Source organism: Polynucleobacter sp. VK25, from assembly GCF_018687355.1.
GTDB lineage: Bacteria > Pseudomonadota > Gammaproteobacteria > Burkholderiales > Burkholderiaceae > Polynucleobacter.
Genome location: NZ_CP061288.1, coordinates 1,158,351 through 1,181,405 on the forward strand (window position 1 = coordinate 1,158,351; position 23,055 = coordinate 1,181,405).

At 45.7% G+C, this 23,055-nt stretch carries 17 protein-coding genes and 1 tRNA gene; 3 read left to right on the forward strand and 15 right to left on the reverse strand.

Translation table 11 applies throughout. The features are described 5' to 3' along the window. Window positions 1-14 precede the first annotated feature (14 nt). From AOC21_RS05930 to AOC21_RS05945, 4 genes are read right to left on the reverse strand one after another with little or no spacing between them, the layout of a single operon-like run. Window positions 15-1,739, reverse strand: coding sequence for a LuxR C-terminal-related transcriptional regulator (locus AOC21_RS05930; RefSeq protein WP_215391096.1), 1,725 nt, complete (start codon window positions 1,737-1,739; stop codon window positions 15-17). Window positions 1,740-1,776: 37 nt separating this feature from the next. Continuing rightward, window positions 1,777-3,018 (reverse strand): HlyD family efflux transporter periplasmic adaptor subunit, encoded by a 1,242-nt coding sequence (locus AOC21_RS05935; protein WP_215391097.1) that lies wholly within the window; start codon window positions 3,016-3,018, stop codon window positions 1,777-1,779. Window positions 3,019-3,051: 33 nt separating this feature from the next. Continuing rightward, complete coding sequence (locus tag AOC21_RS05940; RefSeq protein WP_215391098.1) at window positions 3,052-7,356, reverse strand: peptidase domain-containing ABC transporter; 4,305 nt, start codon at window positions 7,354-7,356, stop codon at window positions 3,052-3,054. Between the two features lie 22 nt (window positions 7,357-7,378). Next, window positions 7,379-9,109, reverse strand: a complete 1,731-nt coding sequence (locus AOC21_RS05945) for an efflux transporter outer membrane subunit (protein ID WP_215391099.1) — start codon at window positions 9,107-9,109, stop codon at window positions 7,379-7,381. A 178-nt stretch (window positions 9,110-9,287) separates the two neighbouring features. Here AOC21_RS05945 and AOC21_RS05950 point away from each other — a divergent pair, with 178 nt between their 5' ends. Then, window positions 9,288-10,907, forward strand: a complete 1,620-nt coding sequence (locus AOC21_RS05950) for an HD domain-containing phosphohydrolase (protein WP_215391100.1) — start codon at window positions 9,288-9,290, stop codon at window positions 10,905-10,907. Between the two features lie 23 nt (window positions 10,908-10,930). On the opposite strand, the gene AOC21_RS05955 is transcribed toward AOC21_RS05950, so the two are convergent. From AOC21_RS05955 to AOC21_RS05970, 4 genes are all read right to left on the reverse strand, one after another. After that, a complete protein-coding gene (locus tag AOC21_RS05955; RefSeq protein WP_215391101.1) occupies window positions 10,931-12,508 on the reverse strand; it encodes an adenylate/guanylate cyclase domain-containing protein in 1,578 nt (525 codons plus the stop codon). A gap of 183 nt (window positions 12,509-12,691) precedes the next feature. After that, on the reverse strand, window positions 12,692-15,652 hold the full coding sequence (locus AOC21_RS05960) for an EAL domain-containing protein (RefSeq protein WP_215391102.1): 2,961 nt from the start codon (window positions 15,650-15,652) through the stop codon (window positions 12,692-12,694). 188 nt (window positions 15,653-15,840) lie between these two features. After that, entirely contained in the window at window positions 15,841-16,617 is a 777-nt protein-coding gene (locus AOC21_RS05965; RefSeq protein ID WP_215391103.1) for an SUMF1/EgtB/PvdO family nonheme iron enzyme, read from the reverse strand. A gap of 69 nt (window positions 16,618-16,686) precedes the next feature. Continuing rightward, window positions 16,687-16,989 carry a hypothetical protein gene (locus AOC21_RS05970; RefSeq protein ID WP_215391104.1) on the reverse strand — a complete coding sequence of 101 codons (303 nt, stop codon included), beginning with the start codon at window positions 16,987-16,989 and terminating at the stop codon, window positions 16,687-16,689. Window positions 16,990-17,027: 38 nt separating this feature from the next. Here AOC21_RS05970 and AOC21_RS05975 point away from each other — a divergent pair, with 38 nt between their 5' ends. Next, window positions 17,028-17,216: a poly-beta-1,6-N-acetyl-D-glucosamine N-deacetylase PgaB gene (locus AOC21_RS05975; RefSeq protein ID WP_215391105.1), complete on the forward strand. Its 189-nt coding sequence runs from the start codon at window positions 17,028-17,030 to the stop codon at window positions 17,214-17,216. A 52-nt stretch (window positions 17,217-17,268) separates the two neighbouring features. Here AOC21_RS05975 and AOC21_RS05980 read toward each other — a convergent pair. The 4 genes from AOC21_RS05980 to AOC21_RS05995 all read right to left on the reverse strand — a co-directional run bounded on the left by AOC21_RS05980 (window position 17,269) and on the right by AOC21_RS05995 (window position 19,248). Continuing rightward, window positions 17,269-17,344, reverse strand: a tRNA-His gene (locus AOC21_RS05980). A gap of 67 nt (window positions 17,345-17,411) precedes the next feature. Continuing rightward, window positions 17,412-18,494, reverse strand: a complete 1,083-nt coding sequence (dusA, locus tag AOC21_RS05985) for a tRNA dihydrouridine(20/20a) synthase DusA (RefSeq protein ID WP_215391106.1) — start codon at window positions 18,492-18,494, stop codon at window positions 17,412-17,414. 89 nt (window positions 18,495-18,583) lie between these two features. Further along, a complete protein-coding gene (locus AOC21_RS05990; protein ID WP_215391107.1) occupies window positions 18,584-18,841 on the reverse strand; it encodes a hypothetical protein in 258 nt (85 codons plus the stop codon). A 23-nt stretch (window positions 18,842-18,864) separates the two neighbouring features. Next, the gene (locus AOC21_RS05995; protein WP_215391108.1) at window positions 18,865-19,248 is read right to left on the reverse strand and encodes a translational machinery protein; all 384 of its coding nucleotides are present in this window, start codon (window positions 19,246-19,248) and stop codon (window positions 18,865-18,867) included. 162 nt (window positions 19,249-19,410) lie between these two features. Between AOC21_RS05995 and AOC21_RS06000 the strand changes: the two genes are divergently transcribed. After that, window positions 19,411-21,051 carry an FMN-binding glutamate synthase family protein gene (locus tag AOC21_RS06000; protein ID WP_215391109.1) on the forward strand — a complete coding sequence of 547 codons (1,641 nt, stop codon included), beginning with the start codon at window positions 19,411-19,413 and terminating at the stop codon, window positions 21,049-21,051. Here the strand turns inward: AOC21_RS06000 and AOC21_RS06005 are convergent. The 3 genes from AOC21_RS06005 to AOC21_RS06015 are packed head-to-tail and all read right to left on the reverse strand — an operon-like array spanning window position 21,040 to window position 23,039. Beyond that, on the reverse strand, window positions 21,040-21,942 hold the full coding sequence (locus tag AOC21_RS06005) for a pseudouridine synthase (protein WP_215391110.1): 903 nt from the start codon (window positions 21,940-21,942) through the stop codon (window positions 21,040-21,042). The genes AOC21_RS06000 and AOC21_RS06005 overlap by 12 nt on opposite strands. A gap of 59 nt (window positions 21,943-22,001) precedes the next feature. Further along, entirely contained in the window at window positions 22,002-22,790 is a 789-nt protein-coding gene (scpB, locus tag AOC21_RS06010) for a methylmalonyl-CoA decarboxylase (RefSeq protein WP_215391111.1), read from the reverse strand. A gap of 33 nt (window positions 22,791-22,823) precedes the next feature. Beyond that, complete coding sequence (locus tag AOC21_RS06015; protein WP_215391112.1) at window positions 22,824-23,039, reverse strand: hypothetical protein; 216 nt, start codon at window positions 23,037-23,039, stop codon at window positions 22,824-22,826. Window positions 23,040-23,055: the final 16 nt, after the last annotated feature.

The window sequence follows — 23,055 nt, forward strand, 5'->3', positions numbered from 1 at the left end:
GAGGAGTGACTTCATTAAGCAGCCTCGCTACCTGCAATGGCAATGCTCAAATGCTTAATCGCCTGGGCAGTACCCAGATCTCTAAACTCAAAGCCTCCACCTTGACTTGCTGCAATCAAGCCTGAGCTGGTAAGTTCCTGAATGCAAGCTTGAGCTTTATGATGCGGCTCATTCATTTGCGTCAAGATATTGATCAGTGGAGTTTCGGGCTCATTAGCAGCTCGCAGCATCAACTCTTTTGAGATAGGGCTCAGACTGTCCAGCATTGCCCTGAAATCTACTTGAATGCCCTCCGGCAAAGCATCAATGGTTGGCATCTGCAAGTTAAATACTCTGGAGAACGGTGCAGAGTTTGGCTTGGGTCCTAAAAGTCTGACGGCAATTTGTGAAGATCCATGATTTTGTAGGTTAGCAGCCACAATGAGGATCTGACGTGACGCCAAGCGATCAATCCCTGCTTCACCAATTGCAGATTTAAATGCTTCCAATGCTTTGAGGCCATATACCAAAATCGCTAATGGGCCTGCTTTGGCAATCTCGGAAACCAATCCAGCGATCCGCTCACCCTGTGATGGGTAAATTTTCTCCGAGCGGGATACAAAATCACCATACTGCAATTCAATTTGAGCTGCAAAACTTGCCAATGCCCTATCTCTTCGATAAGAGCCCGGCGTTCTCAATCTTAAGATTTGATAATTCTTGCCAGCGACATAATTACCGATGGCATCAGTCAATAGCGTTGCGGCGGCGGGTGGCCAAGACTCTACAGCCAACCATTGCGCTAGACCACTTTCAATTCCTTCGAAGGCAGTAGTCATGAATTGGAAGCCGCCCCAACGCAAGCTGGCATCTGGAAGCAGCGAAGAGCTTGGTCCCACAATCGCAATTGGGCCAACATCCTTAACGACTACTTCTTTATTGCCTTCTTTGGATTTGATTTCCATCCAAGCGCTACTCATCGGCGCAATTTGCTTTGTCAGCAAATCAGAGAGTGGCATTTTGAGTGCTTTTGCGTGCCTAGCCAATATTGATGCTTTACGAAACGACTCTGCTCCAAAAAGTTCGGTGGCTTTTTCTGCGACCACTTCAGTATTGGAGGCAAGACCCACACCAATCAATGGAGTTGCAGTATTCCCTTGATCGCCTCCAAGATGCTTTTGGTAATGGCTAGCCCAGCTTTGCAAATATTGCGCTAAATATACGGCTCGGTCTGCATCATCCAAGTGTGCTCTGGGGTGACCAAACCACATCACTGAGCCACCACCCGGCAAATACGTTACTTGTCCATCTAATGCATCTACCAAACGTTCAATAATGCTTCTTAGCGCTTTCAGAAACTGATCTCTCATCGAGATTGCACTCGGATTGAGTTCATTTAAATCAGCAATGGATACTGCTACTGTAGAAACGAGGCGCCAGGAGTAACCCTCCGCTGGCTTGCCGGTTACCTTAGAGCTGACTTTGGCTGACTTGAGCTTCTGAACGCTGGATTTGCTGTCATCTTGGCCAGCCATAGCGGGCTTCATAATCTGTGTGGCCGCAATGACTGCCTTTGCACGGCTATTCACGCCTAGTTTTCTAAAGAGCACAAAGAGATGTTGCTTAACCGTACCTGCTTCGATTTTCAAATCGTCAGCAATCTCTTTATTACTCTTGCCTTCAATTAATAGATCAAGCAACTGTCTTTGTCGTGCAGACAAAGACAGTTGCTGTGCGGGTTCGCGCTTGATCGTAGTCATGAAAAAAGTTGCTCGAGTCGTCTAATGTTCTGTTGGGTTAACGCTCTCGCATACCTTGCTTGAAGGCAACATAGATTGGGCGTAACAAGTAACGTAAGACAGACTGGCGATCGGTCATGATGTCAGCCTGCACTGTCATGCCCGGGTCAATACGTTTATCTTGATCATTGCCAACATAGCTTTGTGGCAAGCTGACAATCACTTTGAAATAAGGTTGCTGTTTCTCATCCAAGGTACTAAATGAGGACACCATCGACACCTTGCCCTCGATCGTGCCATAGCGCATGAAGTCAAAAGTACCAATTTTGAGACGAGCAGACTGTCCTTTTTTGACAAAACCAATATCGGTTGGAGAAACACGCACTTCAGCATGCATCTTGCCATCCAAAGGAATCACGTTCATGAGCGTGGCGCCTGGAGGAATCACCCCGCCTACAGTACGGAACTTCAGATCCTGAACGACACCATCGACTGGAGACAAAATATCAACGCGAGTTAAACGGTCTTGTAACTTAGTTAACTGCTCTTCCGTTTGCGCTAACTCATTGGCAGCCACATTGAGCTCATCCATATTGGTCCGTCGATAACGTAGTAGCTCCGCTTGTGCACCACTCAAATTTCGCTGAGCATCCAAGGCTTGGACACGAGTATTGAGTTTTTCTTTAGCTAAGTCACCACGAATAGCGCTCACTTCAGAAAAAATCTTGATCTCATTTTGGAGTTGAGTAATCTGGTCCTTTTGGGTTTTAAGTGTGAACTCTTGCTCCGCCACTAATTGTTTGAACTCTTCTGGCACTTTTGAAAAGTCGGCGGGTCTATCACCCAATAAGGCACGTAAGCGCTCAACACGGGTATATAAACCCCAGTACTTTGCTGCTAGGGTCTGGTATTCAGCACCGGCTTCGGTAGAGTTCAAGCGCATTAATACTTGACCTTCTTGAACTGACTGGCCATCAACAACATCAATCGAGGCGATACGACCGCCATCCACATGCTGAATCACCTTCACTGCCTGAATCGGCATGATTTGACCTGGCGCAAGTGCAACGACATCCAAAGTCGCGAACAAGGCCCATAAGAAGAAAACGCCCAATGCATAACAAACCAACTTCACAGTGGTTTTCATATACGCAGGTGGCGCAGCCTCTTCAAGCAGAATGGCTTTAGCAACGTAGTTGTCCGTACGATCACCTAGGGTAAGCCGAGGTTGTTCCTGAGGTTGACCCTGAGGTTGACCTTTTGGCTGATCATCAGATGGCAAGGTAGGAAGTGTGCTCATAAGTAGTACTCTTATCGATTAAGTAAGTGTTGGTTACGCTGCTGTAGGTTGTTTCAATAAAACATCAGGTGGTCCTGCGGCGCGCAGATAACCCTTGTCCATGACTAATAAGGTGTCAGCCAGACGAATGTGGCTTGGACGATGGCTAATAAAGAGCACGGTAGCCTTGCCCTTAAGGGCCCTTAAGGTCTCCATAAACTTCTGATCACCATAATCATCAAGGCCTGCACCTGGTTCATCAAAGAGCATGATGGGTGCACGTGTCAGGTACGCACGTGCTAGTGATAGTTTTTGCTTCAGACTCGATGGCAATTCATTTGTGTTATCGCCAACACGGTATTCAATACCTTTTGGTAGCGCCATGATCTGCTCTAAGGCACCAGCCATATCTAAAGCCTGGTAAACCTCATCATCACTGGCATCCGGCCTAGCTAGGCGCAAGTTCTGCGCAATTGTTGCGCGGAACAGTTGCGTATCTTGCGGCGCATATCCGATAGAGCGACGTAGCTCCATTGGGTCTAATTGGCGCAGATCAACGTTGTCGATCAGTATGGATCCGGCTTGTGGTTGATACATACCCAAGACCAATTTGAGTAAAGTAGATTTACCACCGCCATTAGGACCGCTAATCGCAATCATTTCGCCTGGATTAACCTTAAACTCGACACCAATTAATGCAGGGTCTACGTTCATGGAGTAACGGAAAGAAACGCGGGCAAACTCAATTGCGCCCTCTAGTCCACGTGACACCAAGGAAGTAGCTGTCTCTTGGCGCTCTCCCTGTATCTTCATCAAGCTATCAATCTGACGGGTTGCGCTTCTTACCCGCTCAATCCGCGTCATATTAGTAAAGATGGTTTGAATTGGGCTCAGTACACGCCACATCAGGAGCATAGAGGCGATCAAAGCGCCAGCTGAAACAGTTTGCATGATGACTGCTGGCACAGTAGCTGACACAATCATTAATGCAGAAAGCATCATCACAAAATAGGAAATTGATACCAATAGCGATGAAACTTGCTCAGCCTTATAAGATGCCATCGTGGCATTGGCAGAGATTTCTCTAAAACGCTCTAACCAAAGTTGCTGTGCACCACACTCACGAATGATGCGCATCTTACCCACCATCTCCACAATGAATTCATTGCGCTTCGTAACAGCTCTACTTACTGCAGCTACACGGTCATGAGTAACGCCTGAGAAAATCCAATACAACAACGCATATGCCACCACCATGATGGCGAAAATCACCAATGACACTGGGTTCATGATGGAGAGCGCCACCAAAAATACTAAAGTTGCCGGTGACTCCAGGATGGTAGATGCCAAAGGTCCGGTAAAAAGATCCCGAATAGCTTCAAAACTTTGCAAACGCGAAGTTTGCGATCCGACTGATGCTCTCTCGGTATAGACTGGCGACATCTTGAGCACTTGCTGCAATATCGTTGCGCCAAACAGATACTCAATACGGCCTGAGATATAGGCCAAGATTCTGGCGCGATGGCGCATAAAGTAGTAACCAGCACCCAAGCCAATCGTTGCGCCAATGGTGAGATAAAACAATGTATCTGTAGCACCCGATGGAATCACAGTGCTGTAGACAACTGACAGAAATAATGGGCCTGACATCATAACCAAGCCTGATACCAAGGCAGATAAGGTTGCTTGACCAATCAATGGACTAAAGCGCAAAAGTACACGCCCCACCCATGAACGAGTGTCGCTCACATTGATTTCAGCTATTTCATAAAAATAAGCACGACCGGCAATATTGAGGTCCTGTTCAAAGCGCGCTTCACCCGTTGCCGAATCACCAATGCGCATTTGCTTGCCAATACGACCCATCGCAATAAAAGCTGGGCCGCTATCAGGAACAAATAAACAAGGGAGTGACCGTGGCTCAAGCATACCTAGAGTGCATATCACTTCATTGGTTTTATAACCCATCTGTGACATGGCATTGTGAAAGCTCGTTAGATCCAAGCTATCGGTGTAGTACGGCAAAGATTCCGCTACTTCGCGTGCTGTACCACGGGCATTCATCAACTTGAGCAATAGTGACAAGCAGCCAGACAAATCTGTTTGAACTTTGAAATTATTCACTACAGTTTCATGGGTATGCTGCCAGCGATTGGTATCAATAACGCCACCTTTAAATGGTGAGTCAAAATACTCTTCTTTCGGAATGGCCCGATAGTTTGCGGCAGCAGAACCCACCATGCCATCGACCTTCGATGGTGTTGCTTGAGCTGCGCTTGCTTCACGGATAGAACTTACCTTATTAGGCTCAACTTCATGTAAATGGCCGTCTTGTAAAAAGAGTGTACGAGTTGCCAAACGTAAAAATGATGGGCGTTGCGAGACCAGCACTACGGTCACCTTACCGCGTACCGCTTCCATGAACTTCAAGAAGGTTGCGTCACCATCCGAGTCCATCACTGATGTGGCATCGTCAAACAAGATGATATTGGGTTGATTTGACAGCGCCCGCACAATCGCAATACGCTGACGATAGCCTGGAGGCATTGCATCAGCAGCGGTATCCCCTACCGGAGAATCCCAACCACGCGGCATCTTGGCAACAAAGTCACCCAAACCCAACATCTTGGCAGTTTGCAAAGCACGGTCTACTCGGCTTGGTTCAAATACGCTGACGTTATCTAATAGCGAGCCTTCGAACATCAAGGCTTTTTGAGGTAAATAGGCTACGTGCTCACTGAGTTGCTCAAGCGGAATGTTTCTGAGGTCTTCATCGTCAATGCGTACTTCGCCTGTGGTTGGATGCAAGACACCAGCCATGAGCTGCAACAAAGTACTGCGGCCTGAACCTGAGTCCCCTTTAATAGCAAGAAACTCACCTGGCTCTACTGTTAAAGATAAGCCATCAAATAATTCGGTCTTACTACCCGGAAATTGGTAATGCACATTATCTAACTGCAACTTTGCAGATCGTAGTGGGCGATCAGCTAATAGAACCGCATTCTCTTCGGCTTCTGGTTTAGCTGGCAAGCCTCCTTGAAGCAAGGTCAATGCTAAGTTATCGCGCAAGATCTCATCCTGTTGATATTTGGCCCACATACCACCAAGGCGCTGCAACGGCGCTAAGGCACGCATACCCAACAAGATGCAAGCAGCCAACTCACCATTCGTCAGATGATGGCCAATGACCAACCATGCACCTAAGGCAACGATGAGCATATTCATCATCGGCGAGAAGATGTTGCCAATACCCGCAGACATATCCAAGGCGTAAGTTACACGAGACATTAAACGGGCACAGCTCTCTTGTAAGCGCTCATAGCGACGCAACATCAATGACTCCATGGTCATCGATTTGAGTGTATGAACGTTACTCAATGTTTCGTTTAAGAAATTGGCGCGGCGCAAATCACCCTGCTTTTGATCTTTAATCAAAATTGGGTCATCGCGACCATTTTTCCAGGTAATAAAAATAAAGACGGCATAGCCAGCAGTTAGCAGCAGTCCAACCCAAGGGCTCAAAATGAAAACGATCAATACATAGAGCAAAGTGAATGGCAAATCCATTAATTGCTGAAAGGTTTGCCCTGAGTAGTGGTACTTCAGTGAAGAAACTGACTTGTAGTCATCCATCACTGTGCCGGTACCCTTACGCTCGAAGTCATGTAGTGGCTCTGCTAAAGCACGCTCTGTGACTGCCAACATGGCCTTATGTTCAAAGCGAGCAGAAATCCAAGCCGTTGCATAAGAGCGCACCACACGCATTACGGATTCCACCGCAACTGCTATACCAACGGCAACTGCTATTAATGCCAAAGTTTCTAAGGACTGATGAGGCAGGATACGATCATAGAGTTGCAGCATCAACAATGGAAATGCCAATGCCAACAAATTGATCACAATGCTCGAAGCAATAATGGTGGTCTTTTCACCTGAGAATGGAGAGAGATCCCCTACGGCACGCTGCTCATTGGTGGGGTTGCGGAACTGACGAATGCGTTCACGTAATTTATCAATGTCAGCTCTAAAGGCATGCCATTCAATCGTGGCTGTTTGCACTAGTTGCTCTTTACGAGACTTTAGCAATGGATACCAATGAGTTGGCTTGGCTTTTTTCACCCACACAAGTGCGATTTCTTTGACATCAGCCCATGAACTTATGGGATGTCCCTGAAAATTCTTGCTAGAACCACGAATTCGCATCCACACAAGATCGAAATCGTAGCGTATCTGCTTATATAGCGCTGTACCTATGTTTTGCAAAATAACAGCCACCCAACCCAAGAAAGTGAGGGATTTTTCAACACCCTTTTTCAGGGCATTAACTGCTCGCTCCATGATTTTGCTGATTTCGCTCATACCTTATTTCGCCTTGGAGGATTTACTGTTGTGGTTTTTGTTGCGTTGTCGGTGCGCTCGGCGCTGCACCAGAAGTTTCTGCAGGTGTAACAGAGTTAATAACGTAAAACGGTTGCTCAGGAGATTGCAACGGCTTCTGATTTAGAGGAATGCCGCTACCTTCATAGGTTGGCTGCCCAGCCTTGTTCACGCCCACCGCAGGTTTCTTATCAAATGCTGAATCGGCTTTTGCTGCAACCTCTCCCCAACGAGCATCTGCTGCTGGAAGTTTGCCGCCGCCAATACAAGGATCGTTTTCAAGCTTGGTACCGCCACCAATGGCTTTGAATAGGCCAACGGAAGCTGCCAGCTGATCATTCCGTGCGCCAATCGCTGCATCTTCAGCAGATAAAACAGTACGCTGAATTTCATAGAGCTGGACATAGTCCATGCCGCCCCGCTCAACCACTTTGGCACTCATCGTAGCCAACAGTTGTGCGCGGTTACGTGATTCATTTAACGCGTCATATTGTTTAGCGGTTAAGTTAACACCTGCCAAGCCATCCTCTACGTCGCGTAATGATGCCAAAACAGCATTTGCATAAGCTTCTAATAATTCCACATTCTTTGCGCTAGCCACTTGAATTTCTGCGCGACGTCTGCCGCCATCAAACACGTTTTGCACTAAGTTTGTTGAAACGTTGTAGAACAAACTCTGCGGCATAGTCAGCGTTGAGAGCAGGAAGCTGCCATAACCACCGCCAGCAGTAAGAGAAAAGCTTGGTAACAAATTTGCACGGGCAGAATATAAATCGGCTTTTGAAGCTTCAAGAGCGGCTTCAGCACGACGAATGTCTGGCCTACGGCAGAGCAAGTCAGATGGTAGGCCAGCCTCTACTGCGGGAACCTTAATCTCTTTTAAAGATTTACCTTTAATTTTTAAAGTAGATGGCGTTCTTCCCACCAAGGCAGCCAAACGGTTAAAAGCCCGTTCACGTTGCAACCGTAGATTGGTTACCAGCGCATCGGTATTAGTTTGTAAGATCAATTGCTGCGATAAATCAATAATCGTGGCATCACCACGATCTACGCGTCGTTGCAAGCCTCTACCTACAGTGCGAATAGCCTCTAAGTTACGCTCGCCTACGCTGATACGTTCGTCCAGAGAAAGCACCTGAAAGTACACAGTAGCAGTGTCACCGACCAAACTTAATGCAACCGCTTGACGGTTGTACTCACTAGCTAAGGCTTGTGAGAAAGCGGATTGGGTATTGAAGCCTTTTTTACCCCACAGATCTACTTCGTAGTTAGCAAGTAAGCCTACTTGCCATACTGGTTGACTGCCCCACTGTGAAGTATTGGCAGCATAGCCAGGCCCAAGTCCTGGGGCTTGATTCTTATAACTACCGGTTGCATCAATAGTTGGCGATTCATTCGCCTTTACTACATCGGCCTGTGCGCGTGTTTGCGCAACACGTGCTACTGCAATTCGCAAGTCATAGTTATTGGTTAATGCGGTATCCACCAAGCCATTGAGCTCTTCGCTCTCAAACTCGGTCCACCATAATTCTTTTGGACGAGGCAACTGCGCTTCAACGGTAGGCGTTTTAAAACTGCCCGGCATCCAGCGGACATACTCAGGACCATTTGGAGCGTCACCCTCATTTACTATAGGGGTCGTGCATCCAGACATCGCCAAAGAAAGGCATGCCACATAAATGGACAAGCGCTTCACTTTTGGATATTGAAAACGAGTTAATGAGGTATCGACCACGGAAATAACTTAAGTTATATGAAGGAGAAGTCAGAATACCCACCGTATAACTTTTTTCCTATGGTAGTTATAGGTCTATTTATTTAGTATCAATCTACTAATTTGAGAGGTTCTTTACTACTAAATACAAATCCCTGCTTTTGTAGATAATGAATTCATTCACATTAAAGATGCCTATATGACCCAAGAGACCATTAGCAAAGCGCTCATGCAGCAACTCCTCAAGATTGGGTCGTCCTTAAGCAGCGAAAAGGATATAGATCAGCTTTTGGAGAATATTCTTCAGGCGGCCATGCAAATTACTAATGCTGATGCCGGTAGCTTATATAGGGTTGTTGATGACAAACTCCTGAAATTTGAAATTGTGCACACCAAAAGTAAAGGGGTGCACCTAGGAGGTAAAAGTGAGAAGCCAATCGCGATACCGCCCCTTCCTTTATTTAAAGAAGATGGAAGTCTTGATCTAGGCAGAGTAGTTTGTTATGCCTATCACAAAGAACAAACAGTCAATATTGCTGACGCCTACAACGCAGACGGATTTGACTTTACTGGTACTCACAAATTTGATGAGGCCAATGGTTATCGTTCTGTCTCGTTCTTAACGGTTCCGATGAAGAACCACGAATCAGAAATCATTGGCGTTCTGCAGCTCATTAATGCTACCGATCCCAATACCGGCAAAGTCATTCCCTTCTCAGCAGATAGCCAAGAGATTGTTGAAGCCTTAAGCTCACAAGCCGCTGTTGCACTCACCAACCGAATGCTGATCTTACATCTTGAAGAATTGTTTGAATCTTTCATTGGCTTAATTAACCACGCGATTGACGATAAATCCCCCTACACTGGCGGACATTGCAATCGCGTACCTGACCTCACCATGATGTTGGCTGATGCCGTCAATCGCTGCAATGCTGGGCCTCTCAAGGAGTTCACACTCAATGATGGCGATCGCCAAGAGCTGAAGATTGCCGGCTTACTGCATGACTGCGGAAAGATTACGACTCCAGTACACGTGGTAGATAAGGCCACTAAGCTTGAAAAGATTTTTGATCGTATTCATTTGATTGAAGTTCGTGCAGAAGTAGTCTTGCGCGATATTCAACTGGCTTTGGCACAAAAATTTATTACCGAAGAAGAGGCAGAACAACGTCGCTCTTTATTGATTGATGATTACAACTTTTTAAGCCATTGCAATATCGGTGGTGAGTTCATGAAAGATCCAGACGTACAACGCGTGCATGACATTGCTAAACGCTATATCTGGCAAGATATTTCTGGCACTAATCACCCCTTCCTGAGCGATGAAGAAATTGGCAATTTGACTATTCGCGCTGGCACGCTAAACAACGAAGAGCGTCAGATCATTAACCACCACATTGATCTCACGATCAGCATGCTTGAAAAACTGCCTTGGCCAAAGCACTTACGAAATGTCACTGAATACGCAGGTGGTCACCACGAGAAGATGGATGGTAAGGGTTATCCGAAAGGTTTAACGCGTGAGCAAATGTCTGTACCAGCACGTTGCATGGGTATTGCCGATATTTTTGAAGCATTGACTGCTAAAGATCGCCCCTACAAGAAGGGCAAGACACTCAGTGAGTCCCTGGAAATTCTTGGCAAGATGAAATTAGGTCAACACGTTGATCCAGATCTCTTTGATATCTTCATCTGGGAAAAGGTCTATGAAGAATATGCCTTGAAATTCTTAGATGAGAGTCAGATTGATGCAGTGGATGTCAGCAAAATACCGGGCTATAACCCACCACCGCCAGACTATCAGTTCATTCGGCAATAGCCTTTAGATGCGGTTATTCTTTTTTAATACAGGCGCGCATTGCTGACGCGCTTGATCTCTGCAACAGCCAATTGAGAAATATCTCTCATTTTTTCGTGCTTGTCTTGATTCAGATCGATAATCGATTCAACCTGAGCATAAGAAGAGGCCACAAAGCGATCGCCATTCTCTTGGCTCTTTCTGAGTACTCCAAATTCAATGCGGCTACGCTCATCATTGCTTAGTTTGCTAATCAGGTCCTTAGTTGCCCAAATGCTTCCGTGTCTTGCAAAGTCACTCAAACGGGATGCCTGATTAATCGTATTGCCCAGTACCGCAAACTCAATATGGTTAGCTGACTGGAAGCTACCCAACCACTCTTGGCCTTCATGTAAGCCAATGTTGAGCTGCAACTCAGTAAACCAGTTTTTCTTGAGTTGCCATTCAGCGCTTATCTTTCGCATGGCTTGACGTAATTCATCGGCACAGGCAACTGCATTAAATAAATAATTGCTTTCAGCTTGCGGGAAGAAGTAGTACACCACGCCATCACCAACATGCTTGCCATGCGTCCCGGTGTATTTGCGCAATATCGGCCCCATCGTTGCCCAGATCTGATTAATCAAGGCGAAATACTCATCCGGCGGCAGCTCTGAACAAATGCGCACTGAATTCTGTAGGTCTGCTACGAGCACAGCCAAAGGCGTCATCACCGGCAAACGCTTGCTCAGCAAGGAATGAATCACTTGATCGCGACGGGCTAAGAAATTCACTAAGTCGTCACCCCGCTCCTCTGCTGGCGCATGCACCACCAAGATACCTTCACGGAAATACACCGCATACACTCGGTAGCAAACAATCTGACCGCGTGAATCTCTTTGAAAAAACTCGACTTCATTGACTGCTTGCTCTTGGGCTTGCTCTTCAGAAGAAAGACCTTCTAATAGCGGCATCAGGTCTGGATCGCTCTGTGCTACTAGCTTAGAGAGCGACTCATAAGAAATACGTGAGCTAGCTAATTGCAATAACAAACCTACTAAAGAGCGCTGATCTTCTATGGTCAAACACACTTCAGGTCTTGTTAGTAAGTTCAGTAAATTTCGATCGGTGCTTTTAGATGGCGCTGTTGCAAAACCAAAGACTGCTTTACGTGCCGGCTCATTAAACCAAGTGAGCTCAAAGTTGTAATTAAGCATGTAAGCAGGATGCGTGAGGGTATCCAAGGATAAGGAGAGATTACCCAATGAATCTGAGAAAGGCTTGCTTGCAGTGTTCGTAGCGCGCACCTGATTAATCTGGTTTGATTTACCAATCGGGCGCATTGCCGGACGAGAGCCTCCCGTTTCTAGCTGCAACTCTTGCACCTCTAGTAAAGCATCTGTTTGAGCTAGACGCTCGGCAACTTGAGCCATTGATAAGCCTTGGCTCTTCAAAATTTGTACAGCCTGCACTCGCTCCAATGCATCGTCCGGGAAAAAACCCAATACCCTAGCCCCACCCTCATCTGCACTTGCAGACAAAGACTGCACAACCGGCTTAGGCAAGATGCCAAGCTGGATGTAGTTATTGAGGGTGGCACGTGATATTCCGGTTTGGTCTATCAATGCCTTGCTAGAGATCATTTATCTATCTGTCCAATAAAAAGTAATGGCCGGGAGATCATTTATACAGATATATCGGGTATTTAGACACCATTAAGGTGTATAAAAGTAGATAAGTACTAGACAGTTAGTTGTCTAAAACCAACAATATCTCAACTTATCAGGTGTGAAATTGTCCAATTGGGTCAATTAGACAGGCAATCACTATGAGAGGATGTTTTTAAATGCTTCCGGGCTTAAGGGGCGGCTATATAGGTAGCCCTGAGCATAGTTACAACCCATATTTCTGAGCAGTTGGGCCTGCTCTTCTGTCTCCACCCCTTCTGCAATAGAGACCAGATTTAAGCCTTTTGCCATCGCCACCATCGCTGAGACTAGAGATTCATCAAGGCTATGTGGTGCCAAGGCTTTTACAAAATGAGAATCGATCTTTAAGAAATCAAAGTTGAAGTCTTTTAAGGATGCAAGAGATGAGTATCCCGTTCCAAAATCATCTACGCTAAATTTGCAACCCGCTTCTTGCAACATTGTTATTTTTCGTAAGACTCTATGAGACTGAATCAACATCATCCGCTCAGTAATCTCTAGAACAATCTTATTGGAGGGAATGCCAAATTCCTGCATCCACTCCAGCCATTGCACTACAGAGTGATCGCTTGAGTGGAATTGTGCTGCTGAAACGTTTACTGCAATCGATGGCGACCTTTCTAGACCGAGCGATTTGAGATACATCAATGCTTCTTTCATGACCCAATTGCCAATTTCTACAATAAGACCAGACTCTTCAGCGATCTCAATAAATGCTGACGGCATAACCACCTCACCACTAGAGCGATGCCATCTTAACAAAGCCTCGGCATGGATAATCGCACCCGTATTTAAATCATAGATAGGTTGATACTCCAATTGGAACTGCTTGTTATCTATCGCTGTTCGAAGCTCTGAGATAACGCTAACACGGTAATTGGCTTTGACTTGCAAGGAGCTCGTAAAGTACTGGAAGCCATTTCTACCGTTAGACTTTGCCGCATACATTGCCTGGTCTGCACCCAAGAGCAGTGCCTTGCCATCGTTACCATCATTAGGGAACATGGAGATACCAAAGCTAGCGGTGGCATAAATCATTTCACCTTGAATCAGGACAGGCTCATTCAGATTTTTAATGATCTCGCGAATAATAATGTCGGCTTTTTCTGGTCTGTCAAGCTGGCCTAATAGGACCACAAATTCATCTCCACCGATACGGGCTACCGTATCCGTATCACGCACTTCAGAACGCAAGCGTTGAGCAATTACTTTTAATAATTCATCACCAAAGTCATGGCCACGACTATCATTCACGTCCTTGAAGTTATCCAAGTCAATATAAATCACTGCTAGACTGGTTTGTGATCGAGTACATTGCTTAATAAGCTGCTCAAGACGATCGAGCATTAAGCGACGGTTAGGCAATCCAGTTAAAGGGTCAAAATTAGCCTGTTGATTAATGAGCTCACGAGCCTTGCGCTGATCCGTTACCTCTGATACCAAGGCTACCCGCTGCAATGGAGTGCCATCTTTATCAAAGGTTGAATAGATTGACAAGAAGCGTAGTTCTTCTGCACCTTCCCTTACCTTCAGCCAGGCCTGCCCTTCCCAACGACCTACAGCATCAAGGGAGGTGAAGATATCTGAATAAGAGCGAGCACCATGACGCTTTACTAAGAAGTCTGAGAATCCATAACCTAGTAGATCATCTTCAGAATAGCCTGTTAATTCTCTGAAGGCATCATTTGCCAAGAGGATATTGTTCTTTGCGTCACAAATAACTACCGCCTCACCCATGGCGCGATACACAGCAGAGGACACTTTCAGAATATCTTCAGATCGCTTTTGCTCTGTAATATCAATGCCGTAAATCACCATGCGGTCTGAGGCAAAAAAGCTGCCCCAGGAAATCAATCTGGAGGATCCATTCTTGCAAGTCGTTTGCGTTTCCATTGGAACAAACGGTGTCCCGGTCTTTGTTGCTTCTTCTGCACGTCTAGTCCATTCCTCTTGGACATACTTTCGGAGCTCTAGATCTGGATAGGCCAAGGGCCACCAAGCATTGGGTTCAAGTAGGTCTTCCGCCGTGTATCCGAGTGCTTTTGTGAAATATGGATTTACATAGTCGGTGATTTGCGTTGAAAGATTGTAGGTCGCCATCAACACAGGCGTGTTACCAACAATTTCTCTAAACCGCACCTCTGATTCCCAAACTAATTTAGAGGCTTGAAGCAGATCCTTGCTCTTACGATCAAAGCTTTCCACTACCAAGGCAATCGTAAGTCCAATGAAACAAGCTATTCCTAAATAAGCCCAGATCACCATCGGAGCATGGTGGGTCATCAACTGGCGGTCAAAAAATGCCCCTCCATGAAAGACGCTTAATACAGATTGCAGTAGAAGAATGCAGAAATAGACCATCGCACCCTGGCGACCAAAGAGGTAGCCAAAAAATGCAATCGCAAAAAGAACTGCAAATCCCCTACCTGTCAGATCGACAAACTCTCTTAACCAACCAAAAAATACCGCTTGGCCAAATAGGAATGCAATCACAAGATAAATAATAAATTTAATGATTTTGTCTTTTGGCCAGTCCTGCATCTCCCGCTTAGAAAGCACCAGGAGAATTGGCGTAAAGAAGGCAAAGCCAAAGAAGTCGCCGATAAACCATTTCTGATATACGCCCGCTACGATGTCCAGCGCCAACAAACCGCCTTGCACCAAGAAGAAAATATTGATCGTGGTACTAATGGCAGCGCCGATAAAACTAGCAGCCAATAAACGTGAGTAATCACCCAGAGATTGAATGTGCTTATCAAACTTGAAATAGTTCAGCAGTAAAAGTGCCGCAACGAAATATCCAATGAGCGCGCCGCTTGCTAAGAGCATAGCCATCACAAGATGATGGCCACCACCCATCTCACCTAAGGTAGCGCCGACAAAGATAAATGGCCAATACTGCCAACCCAGCGCAAGAATTACTGCTAAGCCAATTCCAGCCGGAATCCAAATGACACTCTCCCCCACTACTCCCGAAAAGTTTGTGAGCAAGAAGGTGGAAATGGCGGCGTGTACGATAGCAGCCAGGACGGCAAAGGCCACACCTTTTTTGGTGTATGACTTATACGGACGGAGCAAATCAGAAAGTGTCAAAGCTTTAACTAAAGTTATATTGCATAAGTAGATTCAGTCTAACTGTCTAATGACAAAACTATATCTGACTTAGGTCAATTTCATTCAGTTAATCATGCACTTAAGGGCAATTATTAGGAATTTATTGAAATAATTAGTAGTTATCTACTAATTATTTTGGTGTTTTATCTGTCTTAACGATCTGTTACACAACGAAAGCCGATGTAGACAACGGCAATATCTGCAGCCTTAGATTCCACATCAGACTCTTGCTGTCTTTCTGGACCATACCACCACGAAGCGCCGCGAGTAATAAAGCCACCGTTTCTTTCTGTAGCAGTCCACTCCCAGACATTACCGCCCATGTCATACAAGCCATTGACGCCTGGCTTGGTTGTCATTGTCGCGACGTGCCCTGTTCCACGATTCAATGAGCCTGCTGGTGCGAGCCCTTTGTAATCTCCGCACCCACTTAAACAGTGTGATGGTGTTGGGTTGGCTCCGCCCGGAAATGGATAGCGCTGCCCTTTGACATATCCACTAGGAGGATTGGTTCTTTGCTCCAAAAAAGCTGCGCTAGTCCATTCCACATCAGTCGGCAAACGTTTGCCGTAATAACGGCATATGGACTCCGCTTCTTTTTGATTGAGGTGTACTGCCGGCTCTGCATCACTCGCAGGGACTCCATATGGCGCCTTCCAAGTCCACCCTTTCTTTTGCACAAAGCCCCCCTCATAAGAGAGACCGCCGCCATTTTTTTCTGCTTGACTAGTAAAGCCCGTTACATTTGCAAAGGTTTTAACATCACCAGTCGTCATTTCAGTTTGATCCCAAAGGAGGTCACCAATCTGAACGCTAGCAATGGATGTGCTTGGTGCGCTTTGACTTGGGCTTGATCTCAACATGAAATACACAGCTATCACTGAGAGCAATATGCCAAACAAGATTGTGGAGAAATCAAACTTTTTCATAACCAAAGAATCATCTTGAAACCTGGCAGCATAATGGAATTTCTCCCAAGCTTGTAGCCCTCGAGAGAATTACAGTGATCGCTTGGTATGGAGTCCAGCTAGAAATATCACTATTCCCGCAAAAATTAAGACCACTATCATGATGTGGGTGGCCACAATTGCATGAAGAAATTCAATAAAGACTCGCCACTCTTGAGCTGATTTGCTTAAGATCTGCTCATCTCTCAGGAAGTTAGAGAACTTCTCCTGAAATGAAAGCAGTGCTGAGGAATTAATAAGTAGCAAAATTCCATTGAGAAGCAAGACAAGACCAAGCGCAATCTCAATGAGATAGGAAACGTGTTTATATAGGCTTGGAGCCACATCTCTCATGGTATTAAAGAATCCTCAGGCTAAACTACCAAGATTTTATGCACCAAATTAAAGATTGGCGCACAAATAAAGCGATACCCACAGAAGAGCTGAGCTCTTGGATGCGCTCTATGAGAATTAAGGGTATTCATAATTTTGGCTACTACCCTGATGACCAATTTAAAAATAGCCCTAATATGGAAATACTCAAGAAAGAGCTTTCGGCAAAAGCAGCGCTTTCTCATTAGCGCAACAAAAAGCCCCTCATGAAGAAAAGGGGCTTTTATTTACCGTATTTAGTGGGGCGAACGACGGGGCTCGAACCCGCGACAACCAGAATCACAATCTGGGACTCTACCAACTGAGCTACGTCCGCCACTGAAGACCTAGATTATAGCTTTTTGCCCAAAAACCTGTCAAAAACACCACTCTGACACCCGTATTTAGGCGCTTTCGAACTCGAAAGCCGCCCAATCCCCCAGGCATAGGCTCGCATCAATAAAGAAATCCAATATGGCTGCCTTACTCTGAACCTTGGCTAAAGCATGGTGGTCTGAGAGACGCTGGCGCCAATATCGTGACCCTGCCCTGCCATGAGCTAAGCCCAAAATATGCCGTGTAAATGCGCCGATATAAAACGGCTTGCCTTTGGCTTGGCATTCATCAAACCAAGCCTGAACTTGCTTCACTAAGGCAATCTGAATGCGGTGCCACTCAGTCTCGCTAAATAGATAGCCAGCTGCGTCACCATCGGTATTAATCATGTCATCCCAACCTAGGAGCAGTGCAGGAAAATGATATGCCGCCCTTCCCACCATGAAGCCATCAAAGTCATTCCAATGGCCAGCGATTTGCTCATTGGTTTCCAGGCCGCCGTTGAGCAACACTTTGAGATGCGGAAATTGTTTTTGTGCATCCAATCGAAGCTTGGCAGCAACTTCATAACGCAATGGTGGCTTACTGCGATTCTCTTTAGGCGATAAACCTTTTAATACGGCATTGCGCGCATGAATAGTGACTTGACTTGCGCCTGCATCAGCCACCGCCAGAATGAAGTTCAATGCAAATTGATAATCGGCTTTAGAATTTGCTGCATCCATCGTATCTAAACCCAAGCGATGCTTGACAGAGATTGGGATATCGACTGCGCCCTTCATAGAGCGCACGCAGTCTGCAACTAAATTAGGCTCAGCCATTAAGCAAGCACCAAAAGCACCACGCTGCACCCGCTCTGAGGGGCAACCGCAGTTCAGGTCGATCTCATCGTAGCCCCACTGTTGCGCTAGTTCGGCAGACTTTGCTAAATCGGAAGGCTCTGACCCACCCAACTGCAAAACGACTGGGTGCTGTTCTTGTGAATAATCTAGATGACGTGGCACATCCCCATGCATGAGCGCACCAGAAGTGACCATCTCTGTATAGAGAACAGCCTCTTTAGTGAGCGTGCGATGAAAAGAGCGGCAATGACGATCCGTCCACTCCATCATGGGGGCGACTGCTAAACGTTTCTTTGGGGTATTGGTCATGTACTTCGATTAAATGGCGATTGATCGTCATTTTAAATGCATAAGGGCAACCGAAGCTGCCCTTACTGCAGACACTCATGATAGCTAGCTTATTTAGATAGCTTTGCCTCTAACTCAACTGCAAGATCCAAAGCCCCCATATAGCCAGACTTGAGATGATTCGGTAGATCGGGGTCGCCCACCATTGCACCTAGAGTTTCCACTAAGCTGAAAATAATTCCTTTAGCAGCGCCAGGTGCAATCGTATTGTTTGCAACAGCCTCATCAATATGATTTACCGCATCCAGAAAATAATCATGACTAGGAAGACCATCTGGCCCTAAGGGTTCTTGAGTTTCATTCTTCATTTTTTGTTTCCTTAAATGACTCTTTAAATCATCTGATCTACTTTATAGAAAAACTTGCGTGCATAGGCAAGAATTTCTTTATCAGTAGGATGATCAACCGTTTCTACGCCAACAATCTTTTCCGCAATCGCTGCATCATGCTTATGGGCGTGCTTAATGAGCTCTAGCTTTGCTGAGCCAGGCCCAAGAATCAAAATTTCTTTAGATTCATTCACGGCATTAATAACTGAATGCAGGTATTTGGAATCTAAAGCCAGTTTGCCGCTACCGACCTCATTGGCTTTGTGATGCAGATGTGTATGGGTGCTCTTGCTACGAATCACTTCGGCTTCACTAGCGTCTTCGCTCAAAAACATAACATGAGCCTCTTTATGGTCAATCCAAATTACTGCGTGGTTTAGTGACATATTCTTCCTATGATTAGTATTAACTACTCCTTGAGAATACTCCTGCAATGTATAAGAATCCTCGTAAACCCACTGATGAAGTGACATTCGGCTTGATTTAAGTCAAATGGTTTGTATTAGCATTAAATTCGTATACTCAGACTATCCACATTTAAGCTCATTATGGCCATGTCCCCTAATAAATACATACCTATTCGATATATTCCATTTGGCCTTTGTATCTTGGGGGCTATCGTGAGTTTTGCCTCTTTGCAACTGTACCCACAGGCTTGGAATTTTTTCCTACTCTTTGGCTTTCTGTCATTCGTGGGCATGTATGACGTCTCACAAACCAAAATAGCCATTCTTCGTAACTATCCTGTTATAGGTCATTTGCGCTTCATGCTCGAATTTATTCGTCCTGAAATTCGCCAGTACTTTATCGAGGGTGACAATGATGAAACCCCTTTCTCAAAAGAGCAGCGCACATTAGTCTATTCACGCGCTAAGGCTGTACCGGATCAAATTCCTTTCGGCACCACTCTGGATGTCATGGCCCCTGGCTATCAATGGATTAATCAATCATTGGCCCCTACCCGCTTACCTAGTCATGATTTCCGGGTCGAGATTGGCGGTAAAGATTGCATACAGAAATATTCAGCCAGTATTTTTAATATCTCGGCAATGAGCTTTGGGTCACTTAGTGCCAACGCTATATTGGCTTTAAATCTTGGCGCTAAAAAGGGTGGCTTTGCTCATGACACCGGAGAAGGCTCCATCTCGCAATACCATCGTGTGCATGGTGGCGATCTCATCTGGGAAATTGGTTCGGGCTACTTTGGCTGCCGCAATTCCGACGGCACTTTTAGTGAAAGTAAATATGCGGAGAATGCCTTAGACCCTCAGGTCAAAATGATTGAGATCAAGCTCAGTCAAGGCGCTAAGCCTGGTCATGGCGGCATCTTGCCAGGCTCTAAGGTAACGGCTGAGATCGCTGCTGCGCGTGGTGTCAAGGAGGGTGAGGCCTGTATCTCGCCTGCCTCACATAGCGCATTCTCAACTCCGCTTGAGCTCATTTACTTTGTGAAGAAATTACGTGATCTGTCTGGCGGTAAGCCAGTTGGTTTTAAATTTTGTGTTGGCCATCCGTGGGAATGGTTTGGCATTGTTAAGGCTATGCTGGAAACTGGTATTTATCCAGACTTCATCGTGGTAGACGGCTCTGAGGGTGGAACAGGCGCATCGCCAGTGGAGTTTACCAATCACGTGGGCACACCACTGCAAGAAGGTCTTCGTCTGGTTCATAACACCCTAGTGGGTGTAAATCTAAGAGATCAAATCAAAATTGGCTGCGCTGGTAAGATCATTAGCGCCTTTGATATGGCTGTGGCTTTTGCTTTAGGTGCCGATTGGTGCAATAGTGCACGCGGCTTTATGTTCTCGATTGGCTGCATCCAGGCTCAGGTATGCAATACAGGCAACTGTCCTACTGGCGTCACCACACAGAATGCATTGCGCCAGAAAGCTCTAGTGGTACCCAACAAGGCAGAACGAGTATATAACTTTCATAATGAAACCTTGAAGACCTTGAAAGAACTGGTCGAGGCGGCCGGCTTACATCACCCTAGTGAAATTGATGCCCCTCATATCATTCGACGCATTAACAAGCATGAAGTGCGCCTTCTATCTTTCCTATTGCCAGAGATGCCTGCCGGCCTGTTACTCAAGGCAGAACACATAGATCCAAGTCTGAATCTGCCCAGGGTATTTGAGCTGTATTGGAATCGCTCCCAATCCCAAAGCTTTGCTACTTTAAAGAATTAATTGTTGAAGGCTCTTGAATGATCTTAGGTCTCCCGTTGCTGGGTCTTCAAATGTAATTTCTTTGGCCAATAACTGTAATGGCTTAGAGAAATCTAAGTCGTATTCTTGATACGGTGTGAGAACAGGATAAATCTGATCATGCTTTATTGGAATACTTAGAGCATTGAGATGACAACGCAATTGATGCTTTTTGCCGCTACCTGGTGTTAATCGGTATTTAGCCCATGACTTATTTTTTTCTATGAGCTCGATAAATGTGTCTGCGTTTGACTCACCTACCACCTCCTGCATCTGCAGAAAATGTTCTGATTCTTCAAGGCGGCTTTGATAAGTCATGGGAAGTTTTTTTTCCAGGCCCTCAGAGTATGGCGCTATTGCCTCATAAACTTTGTTGACTGCTCTATCCCTGAACAAATTTTGGTATTGAGCTCTTTCATCAGGCTTTATAGAAAAAATGACCAAGCCAGCAGTGTCGCGATCAATCCGATGAATGGGACTGAGTGTTTGGATGCCCGCTCTTTTCTTAAGTCTATTTAATAAGGTTTGATGCAGGTAAAGTCCACTTGGCGTTACCGGCAAAAAATGGGGTTTATCTGCAACCAAAATATGTTCGTCCTGAAAGAGAATCCGCTCTTCAAATGGAATGTTAGGCTCACGAGCAAGACGCCTAAAGTACAGAAGGTGGGTATTTGGTAGGTAAGGACTGTTTGCGGGCAGAGCTTGGCCGTCTTGATCTAGGATGAGGCCTTCATCGAAACGTTGCTCCCACTCATCTTTTGGAATGTGAGGGAATTGCTCTATAAAGAATTGCAGCAAATTCAGATGGGCTTGATCGGCAGGCAAATACACCCGCGATGCTGAGACTCCTTCTGAATTAACTTTTGTGCTCATAGCGCCCCATAGATAGAAGCCCTATTTTATGCTTTTCCCTGAGCGTAATTAGCGTCGCTTTATTTGGCCTGACCAAATACTGGGTCGCGTTTTTCCAGGAAAGCAGTAATACCCTCTCGGTAGTCACTTCCCATATACACATTCTTGCGCAAGGATTGTAGGTGTTCAAATACGGCGGGATTCATGACTGCGGCATCAGAAAGCATTTGCGCTTGGGCTTTGAGCACAGAGTTAGCCTGAGGCGAACGTGAAGCAATGGTTCGGGCCATTTGGTAGGTTTTGGACTCTAGTTCACCTGAGACATACAGATGATTCAGGATGCCAATCTGCAAGGCCCGATCAGCGCCAATAGGGTCAGCAGTCAGGAACATTTCTTTTACAACATTCAAGGGCATACGTGACATGAAGTGCAAAATGCCGCTTGCGGTATAAGGTAGACCCAACTTGGCTGGTGTAATTGCAAAGGTGGAATCATGATCACCAATAGCAATATCACAACTCATGATTAAATCAGTCGAAGCGCCCCATACCGAACCATCTACCATGGCTATCACCGGCGCTCTAAAGGCCCTGATGGATTGAAGCAAAACCATGACAGGGTCATCGGCGGGCAAGGGATCCCGCTCTGATCTAGGTAATTCCATCACATCATGACCTGCAGACCAAACTTTATTCTTTTGATCTGATCTCAAAACCAAGACCCGCACATCTTGCTTGCCAAACTCTTCTAGCGCGTGGTGCATCTCCTCTATTAAGCACTCACTTAATGCATTACGCTTTTCGTAGTGATTAAACCGAATTGTGGCAATTAAATCAGCTTGCTCTGTTTTGATATATTGATAGTTCAAAATACTGTCTCTAATTTTATGTTTACGTCTTTGTTAGGCTGCAATCAAAATATCACCCAGCTCCATCTTTTCCCACCAGATAAAGGGTAAAAGATAGACTGGCTCACCAGCATCCTGAAGAATTTCCAGTGCCCCATCATTGGTCTTGTTAGCCTCATACTTTCCAGGGCTTAGAGGTCTACAGCCATTATCGGTACCATCATTACGACGCATTCTGGCAATAATATTGCGAGTGATATAGACGACCATATTTCCCCCTGATTTA

Coding starts and splice junctions, on each gene's coding strand:
- AOC21_RS06015 (WP_215391112.1), bottom strand. CDS start 23,039: ATGGTCGTCTATATCACTCGCAATATTATTGCCAGAATGCGTCGTAAT.
- dusA (WP_215391106.1), bottom strand. CDS start 18,494: ATGACCAATACCCCAAAGAAACGTTTAGCAGTCGCCCCCATGATGGAG.
- AOC21_RS05970 (WP_215391104.1), bottom strand. CDS start 16,989: ATGAGAGATGTGGCTCCAAGCCTATATAAACACGTTTCCTATCTCATT.
- AOC21_RS05930 (WP_215391096.1), bottom strand. CDS start 1,739: ATGACTACGATCAAGCGCGAACCCGCACAGCAACTGTCTTTGTCTGCA.
- AOC21_RS05975 (WP_215391105.1), top strand. CDS start 17,028: ATGCACCAAATTAAAGATTGGCGCACAAATAAAGCGATACCCACAGAA.
- AOC21_RS05955 (WP_215391101.1), bottom strand. CDS start 12,508: ATGATCTCTAGCAAGGCATTGATAGACCAAACCGGAATATCACGTGCC.
- AOC21_RS05995 (WP_215391108.1), bottom strand. CDS start 19,248: ATGTCACTAAACCACGCAGTAATTTGGATTGACCATAAAGAGGCTCAT.
- AOC21_RS05990 (WP_215391107.1), bottom strand. CDS start 18,841: ATGAAGAATGAAACTCAAGAACCCTTAGGGCCAGATGGTCTTCCTAGT.
- AOC21_RS06000 (WP_215391109.1), top strand. CDS start 19,411: ATGGCCATGTCCCCTAATAAATACATACCTATTCGATATATTCCATTT.
- AOC21_RS05940 (WP_215391098.1), bottom strand. CDS start 7,356: ATGAGCGAAATCAGCAAAATCATGGAGCGAGCAGTTAATGCCCTGAAA.
- AOC21_RS05965 (WP_215391103.1), bottom strand. CDS start 16,617: ATGAAAAAGTTTGATTTCTCCACAATCTTGTTTGGCATATTGCTCTCA.
- AOC21_RS06005 (WP_215391110.1), bottom strand. CDS start 21,942: ATGAGCACAAAAGTTAATTCAGAAGGAGTCTCAGCATCGCGGGTGTAT.
- AOC21_RS05950 (WP_215391100.1), top strand. CDS start 9,288: ATGACCCAAGAGACCATTAGCAAAGCGCTCATGCAGCAACTCCTCAAG.
- AOC21_RS05935 (WP_215391097.1), bottom strand. CDS start 3,018: ATGAGCACACTTCCTACCTTGCCATCTGATGATCAGCCAAAAGGTCAA.